The organism is Kitasatospora sp. NPDC053308 (assembly GCF_055585785.1).
This window is the reverse complement of sequence record NZ_JBVJJY010000008.1, coordinates 199,331-212,578: the sequence shown is the minus strand read 5'-3', so window position 1 is coordinate 212,578 and position 13,248 is coordinate 199,331. Positions and strand designations below refer to the sequence as shown.

Below are 13,248 nucleotides of genomic sequence, written 5' to 3'. Positions count from 1 at the left end.
TCCTCCTCCGGAGGCCGGTTCCCCCGCCGCGGGGGAGCCGGCCTCCGGGCGTTCGCGCGGGCGGGCGCGGGTGGAGACGGGCGGCCGCGGGCGGACGGCCGTTGGGCCCGGTCAGGTGCGGTGCGGGCGCAGGGCGGCGCGCAGCCGGGGGTCGGGCAGGGCGGCCGGGCCGTTCATGGCGACGGCGGTGAGCAGTTCGCGCTCCTCGTCGTCGACCAGGCCGCGCTGACGGGCGGGGCGGACCTCGCGCAGCACCTCCTGGCCGCTCGGGGACGCCCAGCGGGTGTAGGGGTAGACGTCGACCCGGGCCATCAGCAGGGTGCCCGAGGTGAGCACCAGCGGCAGCGAGAACCAGGCGAGCGGGGCGAGGGTGTCACCGTCCGTGAAGCCGCTGATGGCGAGCGCGGCGGTCAGCAGCAGCACGGTCAGCAGCAGCGCGTGCCGGACCTGGCGGACCACCACCACGGTGCTGCGCTGCACCGTGGCCGGGGTGGCCAGACCGGCCAGCGAGAGCCGGGCGCCGATCTCCAGCACGGTCGGGTGCTCGGCCACCGCCCGGCGCAGTTCGTCGGTGCGGCACTGGCCCTCGGGGCCGACGGCGGCGATGACCGCCCGTTCCAGGCGGCTGCGCCCCTTGGGGTCGACCACGGTGGTCCAGCCGGTGTGCGCCAGGTGCAGACGGCCCCGGCCGGCCATCAGGACCAGGGCCAGTTCGACGACCCGGTCCGGACCGCCGGCCAGGTAGGCGGTCTCGTACAGTCCGATGCCGACGGCTTCCGGCGGGCGCGGCCCGTCCTGGTCGGCGAGGGCGTCGGCGGTGGCGGTCATCCGGACCAGCCGGAGGCAGGACAGCACCGCCGCGACGCAGGCCGGTATCAGGAAGAGCAACCACATGGCCATGTTGTATGCCTGGCCCGACGGCGCGGGGAACGCCTTCCCGGCCCGCGATACCGAACTGTGACGTCAGGAGCCGCAGCTCGATCCGCAGCTCGACCCGCAGCTGGAGGACGACGAGGACCCGCAGCTGGAGCTGGACCCGCAGCTGGAGGACGACGAGGACCCGCAGCTGGAGGACGAGGAGCCACAGCTGGAGGACGAGGAGCCGCAGCCGGAGGACGAGGAGCCGCAGCCGGAACTCGACCCACAGCTGGACGAGCCGCAGCCGGAGGGGCCGGAGTCCGAGGAGGAGCCGCACCAGGTGGCGGACGAGGAGGAGGAAGAAGACGAGGAGGACGAGGAGTAGGAGGCCTGCCGGGCAAGCTCCTCCACCTCCTCCTCCGGCACCGCCGCGGCCAGCATCGCCGCCTCCAGCTCCTGGTTGTCCAGGCCCGCGGCGGCCAGTCCGCCGAGTGCGAGCGCGCCCAGCAGCGCGCCGCCGGCCAGGGCGGGCGACACCCCCGAGGACGGCGTCCACGGGGAGCCGCCCATCAGGCTCAGCTGGCGCATCCCGGCCGGGGTGATCCGGCCCCTGGCCGGCCTCGTGACGACCAGCGTGAGGGCGCCCGCGACCAGCAGGACGGCGGGGAGCCAGAGGGCGGGGCGCTCGTGGCCGTACGCGCCGTCGTCGATCAGTTCGGAGGCGACGGCGAAGGCGGCGACGACGAGCATGGCGAGCCAGAGCAGCCGGCGGGCGGTGCGGGCCCGCCGCAGCCGCTCGGGGCGGCGCAGCAGACCGCGGTCGGCGAGCCGGTCGCCGATCCGCTGGACGGCGGCCGAGCGCATCACCATCCGGCGCAGCGGGGCGAGTTCACGGCTCCCGGTGGGGCCGACGGCCTCTCCGATCGCCTGGTCGACCTCGTCGTAGGGCTGGGAGCCGGTGAGCGTGACCAGGCCGGAGCGGCTGATCACCACCTGCTCGCTCAGGTGCATCCGGACCAGCGCGGTGTCGAAGACCCGGCCCGGGCCCCCGGCCAGGAAGGCGGCGTCGAGCAGCGGCAGACCGCGGCCGGGCAGGCCCTTGGGGTACGGCACGTGGCCGATGCGCTGCCTGGTCTGGGAGGCGTACAGGGCCGCGGCCACCAGCAGGACGGTCGGGATGACGAAGTAGGTGTTGTGCCACATGGGCGGTTCCCCCGGGGATGACGTCGGAATCACCGGTCGCGCAGGGCCCGGCGCAGTCGCGCCAGCGGGCCGTGCGGCCGTGCGGGTACCGGGTGGAGCCACTGCTCCAGGGCCCGGCGGTGGTCGGCGGCGAGCGGGCCGCCGTCGGTGAGCACCCACTGCGCGAAGGCCCGGGCGTCGGCCCGGTAGCCGCCGGTCTGCGGGTGGGTGCGGGCGTAGCCGAGGAAGAGCGACCGGTACCGCGCGCCGAGCAGGCGGGGCAGTTCCGGAGCCACCTTGGCGGTGGTGTCGCGCCGCTTGGCGGCGAGGCCGGTGGACTGGGCGCGGACCTGGGCCGGGTCGAAACCGGGCGGGACGGGCCCGCCGGCCACCAGGGCGGCCAGCAGTTCCTCCTGGCGCCGGGCCAGGCGCTCCCGGGCGGACTCGGTGCCGGCCTCGGCCGCCGCGGGGCGGACCGGGCCGGCGCCGGGTGCCGTGGTCGGGTCGCTCATCAGCGGGTGCTCCCCTCCAGCACCCGGCGGATGGCGTCCAGTTCACCGGCCAGCTCGGTGGGCGGCGGGAAGTCGGCGTCTCGCTCCAGCAGGACGCCGGGCGGCGCGACCCGCGCGCAGAGTTCGGCCAGCACCTCCAGCACCGGTGCGGTGACGGGGTGGGCGTGGGTGTCGTGCCAGACGCCGTCGACCAGGGTGCCGCCGGCCACGTGGACGTAGGCGAGCGCCTCCAGTGGCAGGCGGTCGAGTTCGGCGGCCGGGTCGACGCCGAGGTTGACCCGGTTGGTGTGCAGGTTGGCGACGTCGATCAGCAGCCGGACGCCGGTGCGCGCGACCAGCTCGGCGAGGAACTCGGCCTCGGTGAACTCGTCGTCAGGCCAGGCGAGTTGGGCGGCGATGTTCTCCAGGGCGAGCGGCACCGGGAGCTGGTCCTGGGCGATCCGGACGTTCTCGGCGATCACCTCCAGCGAGTCCCGGGTGCGGGGGACGGGCAGCAGGTGCCCGGCCTCCAGGCCGCCGGCCCGGACGAAGGCCAGGTGTTCGGTGACCAGCGGGGAGCCGAGCGCCAGCGCGGTGTCGGCGAGCTTGCCGAGGCGGCCGGGGTCCGGCCGATCGGCGCCGCCGAGGCCGAGGCCGACGCCGTGCGGGACGACGGTGACGCCGCGTTCGCGCAGCACCGTGAGCGAGTCGGGCAGGTGGCCGGCGCAGACGTTCTCGGCGACCACTTCGACCCAGTCCAGGCCGGGTTGGCGCTCGACCACGGTGTCGATCTCGCTGCGCCAGCCGAGGCCGACGCCCAGGCGGGTGGCGGAGGCGGGCCCGCCGGTGGCCCGTACGGGCTGGTCCAGGGCAGGGGAAGTCATCGGTTCGCCCCCTTCGGAGGGCTGGGTGGGAGGGCCGTCGGGCGGTGCGGGCGTCGTCGCCAGGACCGCGCGGCCGTGGTGCTGAGGATGTCCCCGGGCGAGGTGGCTGCCAAGCCTCACCCGGTCTTCTCAGAGCATTATTTGAGCTTGCCCTCGCGCCGATGAGGGGCTTTGGTCCCTTCTGCGGGCATTCCCGCAGGTGGGGCGCCCTGCCGGGGGAAAAGTCGGAGGCGCGGACGAGCCCGTCCGGCTAGCGTGGAAAGCCATGACTCCCGTGCACCCCTTGATGATCCGTGATTTCCGCCCCGCCGACGCCGAGGCCGTGGCCGTCGCCCACCGGGCCGGCCGCGAGCACCTGGTGATGAGCGCCGAGGCCCTGCTCTGGCTGAACGACCGGCCGAACCCTGACGAGCACTTCCGCACCTTCGTCGCGGAGTGCGACGGCCGGGTGGTCGGCGCGGTGCGCTGCGGGCTGGCGCGCGGCACCTCGACCGCGGGCGTCGGCTACGCCAACGGCAGCGTGCTGCCGGAGTTCCGCCGCCGCAGTGCGGCCACCGCGCTGCTGGCCGAGGCCGAACGGCACCTGACCGCGCACGGGGTGACGCAGCTGCACACCTGGCTGGACGACGAGCCGGCCTCGCTGGCCTTCGGCGCGGCCCGGGGCTACGAGCTCGGCCGCGCGGCGCAGTTCGGCGGCCGGGACCTGACGCTGCCGCTGCCGCAGCCGCCCGTACGGCCGGCCGGCGTCGAGCTGCGCCCGGCCGCCGACTGGGCCGACGACCCGTACCCGCTGTTCCTGGTCGATGCGGACGCCATCCGTGACGAGCCCGGGGAGGTGCCGATGGACGCGCTGGACTACGGGGAGTGGCTGCGCGGGGACTGGGCCCGGCCGGACCTCGACCTCGGGATGAGCACCGTCGCCGTGGTGGACGGCGAACCGGCCGCGTTCACGCTGGCGCAGACCGACGGGGTGGACCGCTACTGGTCCGCGTTCTCCGCCTCCCGCCGGGAGTTCCGCGGGCGCGGCCTGGTCAAGCTGGCCAAGCTGGAGTCGCTGCGCCTGGCGTCCGCGGCGGGATTCCGGCGCGCGTACACCTCCAACGACGAGACCAACGCGCCGATGCTGGCGATCAACGCGTGGCTGGGGTACGAGCGCTGCGCCGGGGAGCGCAAGGGCATCAAGCACCTGAAGTGACCGAGGGTGCCGGGGCGCCCGACGGCGGGGTCGGGCCCACGGAGTGTCCACCGGTTGTCCCGAGCAGCGAGACGAATGGTCTCGACCACGTGGTGCGAATCCGGACAGCACGGGCGAGACCGGCCATGAACTCCGCTCGGCCGTACAGGTTTTGCCCCGCCCTCGGCACATCATGGGCATAATCGCGCACATGACGATCAACCGTGCGAACGTGAGCGCGATTGCCGAGGACCTGTACGTGTGGCTCCCCCCGAAGCGGGGCTGGGGCCTGGCCAACTGCGGACTGCTGGCCTCGGAGACCACCGCGCTCTGGATCGACACCCCCTACGACCCGTCGATGGCGGGGGAGTTCCTCGCCGCCAGCTGCCGGCTGCTGCCGGCCGGGGTCGAGATCGACCGGGTGGTCGTCACCCACGCCAACGGTGACCACCTGTGGGGTGCCGGGGTGCTGCCGGACGCCGAGGTGATCGCCACCCGCGAGGCCCTGGAGCACATCCACTGGGAGCCCACCCCCCAGCAGCAGCACGCCCTGGTCACCGGCAGCGACCCGGACTCCCTGCTCGGCGGCTACCTCAAGGAGCACTTCGGGGCCTTCGACTGGTCCGCCACCGAGCCGGTGCACCCGGACACCGTCTTCACCGGTGAGCTGGAGCTGAAGGTCGGGCGCTACCCCGTGCAGATCACCAGCCTGCCCGCCGCGCACACCGGCGGGGACCTGATCGTCCACCTCCCGCACCAGCGCGCGGTGTTCACCGGCGACGTGATCTTCTCCTCGACGCCCGAGCAGCCCGGCGACCACCCCTCGCACTGGGCCGGCCCGCTGGAGAACATCATCGGCGCCTGCGAGCAGGCCCTGGCCACCGGCGCGGAGATCTTCGTCCCCGGCCACGGCCCGGTGCTCGACCGCGAGGGCGTCCAGGAGCACATCGGCTACCTCGCCTACGTCCGCGAGCGCGCCCACACCCTGCACGCCGCCGGGATACCCGCGCTGGACGCCGCCCGACGGGTGATCGCCGAGCAGCGCCACCCCGAACTCGGGCTGCCCGAGCGGCTGGTGCTCACCGTCGCGGCCGAGTACCGGCACCTGGACGGCTCGGCCGCGCCGGGCGCGCTGGAAGCCATGGGCCAGGTCGCGCTGGTCGCCCGGGAGCTGGCCGAGGACGCCGCCCGGATCCCGCGCCCGCGCACCGCCCGGGGCTGACGCCCGTACCGCGCCGCCGCCCGGGAGTACACCGGCACCGGCGCCCGTACGGCTCCCGCGCCCCCGGCGCCACTGCCCGGCCTGACCCCGCACGCACTCCCGAGGACTCCGATGACGACGCTGATCGCGCTGATCGCCGTGGCGCTGGTCGCCGCCGTGGCCACGGCCGTGCTCGCCCGCGGCCGGGCCGCGGCCCTCGCCCGGGCGGCGGCCGCCGAGACCGCGCTCACCCGGGGCGAGGAGCGCGCCCGTGTCGCCGAGGGCCGCCTCGCCCGCGCCGAGCAGCAGCAGCGCGAGGCCCAGGAGGCGGCCCGGCGCGCCATCGACGAGGCCCGGCGGGCGGAGGGCCAGACCCGCACCGCCGAGGCGGCCGCCCACCAGGCGCAGGACGCGGCCCGGGAGGCGGAGGAGTCCGTGCGGGAGGTCCTCCGCCAGGCCGCCGCCGCGACCACCCGCGCCGAGGAGGCCGAACGCCGCCTCGCGGCCGCCGAGGCGCACGCCGCCGCGCTGCTCGCCGAGGTCGGCCACCTCGCCCAGGAGCGGATCGCCGCCACCGCGGTACGGGCGACCCACGCCAACGCCCCGCTGGTCGGCCCGCTGGACCCGCAGGCCGTCGGCCCCGAGGCCGTCCGGGCGCTGCAGTCCGTCCTGGACGCCACCGCCGCCGCCCTCGCCGACGAACGCGAACGGGTGGACGCCGCCGCCCGCGCCGCCATGCGCGGCGCCACCTCCCGGATCCAGACGCTGCTGTACCAGATCCAGAGCCTCGTCCAGCAGCTCCAGCACGACAACGACGACCCTCGGCTGCTGGAGGTCGACTTCCGCAACGAGGTCGCGCTGCGCCGGATCCAGACCGTCGCCGTGCTCTGCGAGGCCTGGCCGGGTCTGGCCCGCACCGACTCGCCGCTCGCCGAGGTGGTCGTCGGCGCGCTCTCCCGGGTGCCCGGCTACTCCCGCATCAAGGTCGCCAACCACCTGCGGGAGCACCGGCTCGCGGTGGTCGCCCGGGCCGCCGAGCCGATCGCCGTCACCATCGCCGAACTGCTCGCCAACGCCACCGCCTACTCGCACCCGGAGACCGACGTCCCGGTCACCGTGCAGCAGGGCGGCCGCGGCGCGCTGGTGATCATCGACGACAGCGGCATCGGCATGGACGAGGACCAGCTGCGCCGCGCCCGCCGGCTGCTCGCCGGGCCGCCGGACCTGCTGCTCACCGAGCTCGGCAACCCGCCCAAGACCGGCTTCGCGGTGATCGGCAAACTGGCCCGCCAGTACGGCTTCTCCTGCCACATCGAGCCCTCGCCGTACGGCGGCATGCGGACCATCCTGCGGATCCCGGCCGGGCTGGTGACCGTCCTGGACGACGGGCAGCCGCTGTCGGTGCTCACCCCGCTGCCGCTGCGGGCCGGCTCCGGGCCGGCCCCCGCGCCCACCGTCGCCGCCGTCCCGCCGATGCGCGACGCCGACGAGCAGGACGCCCCGCAGCTCGCCGACCGCCACCACCAGCCGGGCCCGCACCCGGCACCGGCCATCCGCGTGGTGCCCGGGCCGGGCGCGGCCGGCCCGGCGGCGGAAGACGCCCCGGATGCCTCGGACACCGCAGACGCCTCGGACGGTCCGGGCACCTCGGGCGACCCGCACAGCGCCCCGCAAGGCGCCCCGCACAGCGCCCCGGACAGCCCGGCGGACGACGGCACCGGTCTGCCCACCCGGCGGCGCCGCCGTCCGCTGGCCGCCGAGGAGCCGGGCCCGCCCGCTGCTCCGGCCGCCGCGCCCGCTCCCGACCGGACTCCCGAGCGGGCCGCCGCCCACTGGCAGGCCCTGCAGCGGGGCACCGACTCCGGCCGGGCCGCCGTCCGCGCCGCCGCCCACGCGGACGGCACCCGCGCGGACGGCACCCCCGTGGACGACCGCACCACCGTCACCCCCACCGTCACCCCCGGCGACACCACCGCCGGCCGTCCCGCCGGTGACCACACCGCCGGCGCGCCGACCCTCCCGACGTCCTGAGAAGGAGCCGAGCAGTGAGCAGCACGCCGCCCAGCCCGACCGCCACCGACGAGATCTCGTGGGTGCTGACCCCGCTGCTGGAGTTGCCGGGAGTGCTGCACGCGGTGATCGCCACCGGGGACGGCCTGGTCGAGGGCGCCTCGGACGGACTGGGCCGGGCCTCCGCCGAGCGGGTCGCCGCGATGACCGCGACCGTGCACGCCGCCGCCCGCGCTTTCACCACCGCCTTCACCGGCAGCGAGCGCCCGCGCATGGCCCAGACCGTGGTGGAGTCCGACCTCGGTTACGCCGTCGTCGTCCCCGCCGGGGAGAACACCTCGCTCGCCGTGTTCACCACGCCGGACGCCCAACTCGGCAACGTGGCCTACCAGATGCAGGTGCAGGTCGCCGCCCTGGGCCGCGCGCTCGCGAGCCCGTCCCGGCGGCAGGACGACACCGTCCGGTCATGACCGCCGCTCCCCGCAGGCGGATGGTGCCCGCCTACCTGGCCACCGGCGGCCGCAGCCGCCCCGGCACCGAGGGCTTCGAGCGGCTGACCGTCCTGTTCGCCGACCGCGCCGAACCGCCGACCGGGCTCGAACCCGAACACCACCGGCTCTGGGACCTGGTGCGCCCCGGCGCGCTGACCGTGGTGGAGGCCGCCGCGCACCTGCGCCTGCCGGTCAGCGCCACCGTCTTCCTCGCCGCCGATCTGGTCGAGGCGGGCTGCCTGCACGCCCGCGCGCCGATCCCGCGCGCCCAGCAGACCGACCGTTCCATCGTCGAGAGGCTCCTCGTTGGACTCCGCGCGCTCCGGTGACCGGGCCGCCGCCCCGACCGGCCACGCCCCGACCGCCCACGGCCTGACCGGCCACGGTCCGACCGCCCACGGCCTGACCGCCCACGACCTGGCCAGCCGGCCCGCCCGGCAGCTCGACGGGCGCCCGGACGGGCAGCCGGGCCGGGTCGGCTACCTGCCCGACCGGGACCAGACGCTGATGAAGCTGGTGGTGGCCGGGCCGTTCGGGGTCGGCAAGACCACCCTCATCCGCACCCTGTCCGAGATCGCCACCCTGCACACCGAGGAGGCGATGACCGAGGCAGGACGGCCGGTCGACGACCTGGCCGGCCTGCCCGACAAGACCACCACCACCGTCGCCGTGGACTTCGGCCGGCTCACCCTGCCCGGCAACGTCGTGCTCTACATGTTCGGCACCCCCGGCCAGCGCCGCTTCTTCCCGCTCTGGCAGGACATCGCCCGTGGCGCCCTGGGGGCCCTGGTGCTCGCCGACACCCGCCGGCTGGCCGACTCCTTCGAGGTCATGGACATGGTCGAGGAGCAGGGCCTGCCGTACGCCGTCGCCGTCAACTGCTTCCCGGACGCGCCGGTCCACCCGGTCGGGGTGCTCCGCACCCACCTGGACCTGCACGCCGCCACCCCGCTGCTGCTGTGCGACGCCCGGGAGCGGGAGAGCAGCCTGGACGCGCTGATCGCCCTGGCCGAGCACGTCCTCGACACCCTGCCCGCCGCCTCCCCCGACACCCAGGAGCGCCCGTGACCGTCGAGACCCGCCCGACCCCGATCCACGGCCCGGTCTTCGCCGCCGACCCCCAGCTGGTCTACGAGCGGCTGCGCCGGCACGGCCCGGTCGCCCCGGTGGAGATCGCGCCGGGGGTGGAGGCCCTGCTGGTCACCGACTACCAGGCCGCGCTGGACCTGCTGCGCGACTCCGACACCTTCTCCAAGGACTCCCGCGCCTGGCAGCGGACCGTCCCGCCGGACTCCCCGCTGCTACCGGTGCTCGGCTACCGCCCGACCGCCCTGTTCAGCGACGGCGAGACGCACGCGCGCTACCGGGCGGTGATCACCGACGCCCTCGCGCTGTTCGAACCGCACCGGCTGCAGCGCCAGGTCGCCGAGACCGCCCACGGACTGATCGACCGCTTCGCCGGGGTCGGCCACGCCGACCTGATCGCCGAGTACGCCCGTCAGGTGCCCGCCGTCGTGCTCACCACCTGGTTCGGCGTGCCCGAGGACCAGCGCGCCGAGGTGGTCGCGGCGATCACCGGGCTGATCGAGTCCACCGCGCAGGCGGGCGCCGCGTACGGGAAGCTGCTGGCGGTCGTCGGCGCGATGGTCGCCGAGCGCCGCGAACGCCCCCGGCACGACCTGGCCTCCTGGTTCGTCACCCACCCGGTCGGGCTGGACGACGACGAGGTGATCCGGCACATCAGCCTGACCATGATCGCCGGGCACGAGCCGACCACCAACCTGATCGGCAACGCCCTGCTGCGCCTGCTCACCGACGCCCGCTACGCCGGCTCGCTGTTCGGCGGGGCGATGACCGCCCACCAGGCGATCGACGAGGTGCTCTGGCACGAGCCGCCGCTGGCCAACCTCTCCGCCCACTACCCGCGGTACGACGTCGTCCTGCACGGCCGTGAGATCAAGGCCGGCAGCCTCGTGCTGGTCTCGTACGCGGCCGCCAACTCCCAGGCGGCGCCGCCGACCGACGGCGAGGAGGTGCGCAGCGGCGAGAGCGCCCACCTGGCCTGGGCGGCCGGCCCGCACGCCTGCCCGGCCCGTGACCCTGCCCTGCTGATCGCGATCACCGCGATCGAGCAGCTCGGCAGTCGCCTCAGCGATCTCGAACTGGCCACCCCCGCCGAGGAGTTGCTCTGGCGCCCGGGCCCGTTCCATCGCGCCCTGGTGCGTCTCCCGGTCCGCTTCGAGCCGGTCGCCGGATAGCGCCGGGTCGCCGGAGCAGCGCCCGGCGCCCCATGCGGCACTCGGCGACCGTACGGCGCCCGGCGTCCGTACGGCGCTCGGCGCCCGTGCGGGGCCCGTGCGGCGCTCGGACAGCGCGGCGCTCGGACAGCGCGGAGGCCCGGACACCGTACGGCGTCCGGGCCTCCTGCGGTCAGGTGCCGCTCGGCGCTGCCGGGCCTGCCTCGGCGCTACTCGGCCGGCTTGAGCGTCAGCGAGATGCTGTTGATGCAGTAGCGCTGGTCGGTCGGCGTGCCGTAGCCCTCGCCCTCGAAGACGTGCCCCAGGTGCCCGCCGCAGCGCGCGCACCGCACCTCGACCCGGCGCATGCCGTGCGAGGTGTCCTCGATGTACTGGACCCGGTCCTCCGCCAGCGGCGCGTAGTACGACGGCCAGCCGCAGTGGCTGTCGAACTTGGTCTCGGAGCTGAACAGCTCCGCTCCGCAGGCCCGGCAGCTGTAGACGCCGACCGTCTTGGTGTCGGTGTACTCACCGGTGAACGGGCGCTCGGTGCCCGCCTCGCGCAGCACGTGGTACTCCTCGGGGCTGAGCTGCTCGCGCCACTCGGCCTCGGACTTGTCGATCTCGTAGCTCATCACGGCTCCCGGTCGCGGTGGACGTCGGACGGACGTGCGCGTCAGACGTTGGAAGCAACGTTCGCGAGGTGCTCCAGAATTTCGGGCCCCAGGTTGGTGACGTCGCCCGCGCCCATGGTGAGCAGCAGGTCGCCCGGGCGGGCCAGGCCGGCCAGCAGGGCGGGGGCGGCGGCGAAGGAGTGCTCGGCGGTCACCTCGGCGCCGGCCCGGCGGGCGGCGTCGATGATCAGCTCGCTGGTCACACCCGGGATCGGGTCCTCGCGGGCCGGGTAGATGTCCAGCACCACCGAGGCGTCGGCCAGGGCCAGGGCCCGGCCCATCTCCTCGGCGAGCTGCTGGGTGCGGCTGAACAGGTGCGGCTGGAAGACCACCAGCACCCGGCCGCCGCCCTCCAGGCCCTCGCGGATCGCCTCCAGGTCGGCGGTCATCTCGGTCGGGTGGTGGGCGTAGGAGTCGATCACCTGGACGCCGGCGGCCTCGCCCTTGAGCTGCAGGCGGCGGCGCACCCCGGTGTAGGCGCCGAGCGCCTTGGCCAGGTCGGCGGCCGGCACGCCCAGGGCGACGCCGGAGGCCAGCGCGGCGACGGCGTTGTGGGCGTAGTGGCGGCCGGGTACCGAGACGGTGAAGGTCAGCTCGGTGCCGTCCAGGACGACGGTGACCTCGCTGGTCATGCCGCGGGCGACCACCGAGAGCACCCGCACGTCGGCGTCCTCGGCGGAGCCGACGGTGACCACGTTCAGGCCCTCGCGGCCGGCCACCCGGGAGGTCAGTTCGCGGGCGCCGTCGTGGTCGGCCGAGACGACCAGGGTGCCGCCGGGGACGATCCGGCCGACGAAGGTCTCGAAGGACTCGTAGATCTCGTCGATCGAGGCGTAGTTGGCGTGGTGGTCCAGCTCCACGTTGAGCACGATCGCCACCTCGGGCGCGTACTTGTGGAAGCTGCGGTCGCTCTCGTCGGCCTCGGCGACGAAGATCTCGCCGGTGCCGTGGTGGGCGTTGGAGCCGGGTGCGTCGAGGTCGCCGCCGATCGCGTAGGACGGGTCCAGGCCCAGCTCGCCGAGGGCCACGGCGAGCATGCTGGTGGTGGTGGTCTTGCCGTGGGTGCCGGCCACCGCGAGCGCGCGGCGGCCGCCCATCAGCGCGGCCAGCGCGTCGGAGCGGTGCACCACCGGGATGCCGCGCTCGCGGGCGGCGGCCAGCTCCGGGTTGTCGGCGCGGATCGCGCTGGAGACGACCACGCTGCTGGTGCCGTCCGGCACGTGCTCGGCGGCGTGGCCGACGTGCACGGTGGCGCCGAGGGCGCGCAGCGCGAGGACGGTCTCGGACTCCTTGGAGTCGCTGCCGGAGACGCTGGCACCGCGCACTGCGAGGATCTTCGCCAGGCCGGACATCCCGGCGCCGCCGATGCCGATGAAGTGCGGGGCGTGCAGGTCGTGCGCGGCGTCGTTCAAGGCGTGGCTCCGTACGGGCGGGGGCGAGTGGGCGTGGCGGGTCCGGGAACGTGGAACCGTCCTCGCGGGCGGACCGCAAGGACGATTCTGCACCACCGGCGCGCCGGGCTAGGAGTCGCTGGCGAACAGCCTCAGCACCGGGACCCCCACCTTGTGCCGGGCCTGGGAGGCCCAGTCGCGGTGGAAGAACTCCTCCACGAAGTGCGGTGAGGTGAGCACCACGACCTCGTCGGCCCGGTGCTCCTCCACCGCCGCGCGCAACCGTTCCAGGGGCTTCTCCTCGACCAGCTCGCCGATCGCCTCGGCGCCGGCCGCGCGCAGGTGGCGCAGGCTGTGCTCGAGCGACTCGGTGGCCACGGTGGGCCCGCTCTCGGACTCGTCGTGCTCGTGCACCACCTTGTCGAGGTGGCCGAGGGCGACGTCGTCGAGCGCCCGCAGTAGTTCGTCCTGCTTGCCGCGCGGCTGCATCAGGACGACGAAGGAGACCTTCTCGTCGCTGTGGAGCGTGGTGACGAGCTCCACGTCCGCGTCGGAGAGAGCCTTTTCGATCATCAGTACCGTCTTGAACACGTGAGTCCCTTCCAGTGGCCGGCCCCCGGGCCCCGGCATCGCATAACGGGATCACGACCGGGGG

The 13,248-nt window shown here is 75.1% G+C and carries 12 protein-coding genes and 1 pseudogene; 7 read left to right on the top strand and 6 right to left on the bottom strand.

The annotated features are described in order from the left end of the window. Positions 1–111 precede the first annotated feature (111 nt). The 3 genes and pseudogenes from ACZ6Y7_RS20395 to ACZ6Y7_RS20385 all read right to left on the bottom strand — a co-directional run bounded on the left by ACZ6Y7_RS20395 (position 112) and on the right by ACZ6Y7_RS20385 (position 3,415). Positions 112–894 carry a TIGR04222 domain-containing membrane protein gene (locus ACZ6Y7_RS20395; RefSeq protein WP_465759295.1) on the bottom strand — a complete coding sequence of 261 codons (783 nt, stop codon included), beginning with the start codon at positions 892–894 and terminating at the stop codon, positions 112–114. A 69-nt stretch (positions 895–963) separates the two neighbouring features. After that, the gene (locus ACZ6Y7_RS20390; RefSeq protein ID WP_465759294.1) at positions 964–2,061 is read right to left on the bottom strand and encodes a TIGR04222 domain-containing membrane protein; all 1,098 of its coding nucleotides are present in this window, start codon (positions 2,059–2,061) and stop codon (positions 964–966) included. A gap of 29 nt (positions 2,062–2,090) precedes the next feature. Beyond that, positions 2,091–3,415 (bottom strand): annotated as a pseudogene (locus tag ACZ6Y7_RS20385) (MbnB/TglH/ChrH family RiPP precursor modification enzyme). Positions 3,416–3,680: 265 nt separating this feature from the next. Between ACZ6Y7_RS20385 and ACZ6Y7_RS20380 the strand changes: the two are divergent. The 7 genes from ACZ6Y7_RS20380 (at position 3,681) to ACZ6Y7_RS20350 (ending at position 10,549) form a co-directional block, all read left to right on the top strand. Next, the gene (locus ACZ6Y7_RS20380; RefSeq protein ID WP_465759293.1) at positions 3,681–4,610 is read left to right on the top strand and encodes a GNAT family N-acetyltransferase; all 930 of its coding nucleotides are present in this window, start codon (positions 3,681–3,683) and stop codon (positions 4,608–4,610) included. A gap of 190 nt (positions 4,611–4,800) precedes the next feature. Continuing rightward, complete coding sequence (locus tag ACZ6Y7_RS20375; protein WP_465759292.1) at positions 4,801–5,811, top strand: MBL fold metallo-hydrolase; 1,011 nt, start codon at positions 4,801–4,803, stop codon at positions 5,809–5,811. 111 nt (positions 5,812–5,922) lie between these two features. Continuing rightward, positions 5,923–7,821 (top strand): ATP-binding protein, encoded by a 1,899-nt coding sequence (locus tag ACZ6Y7_RS20370; protein WP_465759291.1) that lies wholly within the window; start codon positions 5,923–5,925, stop codon positions 7,819–7,821. Positions 7,822–7,835: 14 nt separating this feature from the next. Then, a complete protein-coding gene (locus tag ACZ6Y7_RS20365; protein ID WP_465759290.1) occupies positions 7,836–8,270 on the top strand; it encodes a roadblock/LC7 domain-containing protein in 435 nt (144 codons plus the stop codon). Further along, on the top strand, positions 8,267–8,620 hold the full coding sequence (locus ACZ6Y7_RS20360) for a DUF742 domain-containing protein (RefSeq protein ID WP_465759289.1): 354 nt from the start codon (positions 8,267–8,269) through the stop codon (positions 8,618–8,620). The genes ACZ6Y7_RS20365 and ACZ6Y7_RS20360 overlap by 4 nt, the downstream gene beginning before the upstream one ends. A gap of 178 nt (positions 8,621–8,798) precedes the next feature. Further along, positions 8,799–9,359, top strand: coding sequence for a GTP-binding protein (locus ACZ6Y7_RS20355; protein WP_465759398.1), 561 nt, complete (start codon positions 8,799–8,801; stop codon positions 9,357–9,359). Continuing rightward, positions 9,356–10,549: a cytochrome P450 gene (locus ACZ6Y7_RS20350; protein ID WP_465759288.1), complete on the top strand. Its 1,194-nt coding sequence runs from the start codon at positions 9,356–9,358 to the stop codon at positions 10,547–10,549. The genes ACZ6Y7_RS20355 and ACZ6Y7_RS20350 overlap by 4 nt, the downstream gene beginning before the upstream one ends. A gap of 209 nt (positions 10,550–10,758) precedes the next feature. On the opposite strand, the gene msrB is transcribed toward ACZ6Y7_RS20350, so the two are convergent. The 3 genes from msrB to ACZ6Y7_RS20335 form a co-directional block, all read right to left on the bottom strand. Beyond that, positions 10,759–11,163, bottom strand: coding sequence for a peptide-methionine (R)-S-oxide reductase MsrB (msrB, locus tag ACZ6Y7_RS20345; RefSeq protein ID WP_402218518.1), 405 nt, complete (start codon positions 11,161–11,163; stop codon positions 10,759–10,761). Between the two features lie 41 nt (positions 11,164–11,204). After that, positions 11,205–12,593 (bottom strand): UDP-N-acetylmuramate--L-alanine ligase, encoded by a 1,389-nt coding sequence (gene murC, locus ACZ6Y7_RS20340; RefSeq protein WP_465759397.1) that lies wholly within the window; start codon positions 12,591–12,593, stop codon positions 11,205–11,207. A 129-nt stretch (positions 12,594–12,722) separates the two neighbouring features. Beyond that, complete coding sequence (locus ACZ6Y7_RS20335; RefSeq protein ID WP_465759287.1) at positions 12,723–13,184, bottom strand: indole-3-glycerol phosphate synthase; 462 nt, start codon at positions 13,182–13,184, stop codon at positions 12,723–12,725. Positions 13,185–13,248: the final 64 nt, after the last annotated feature.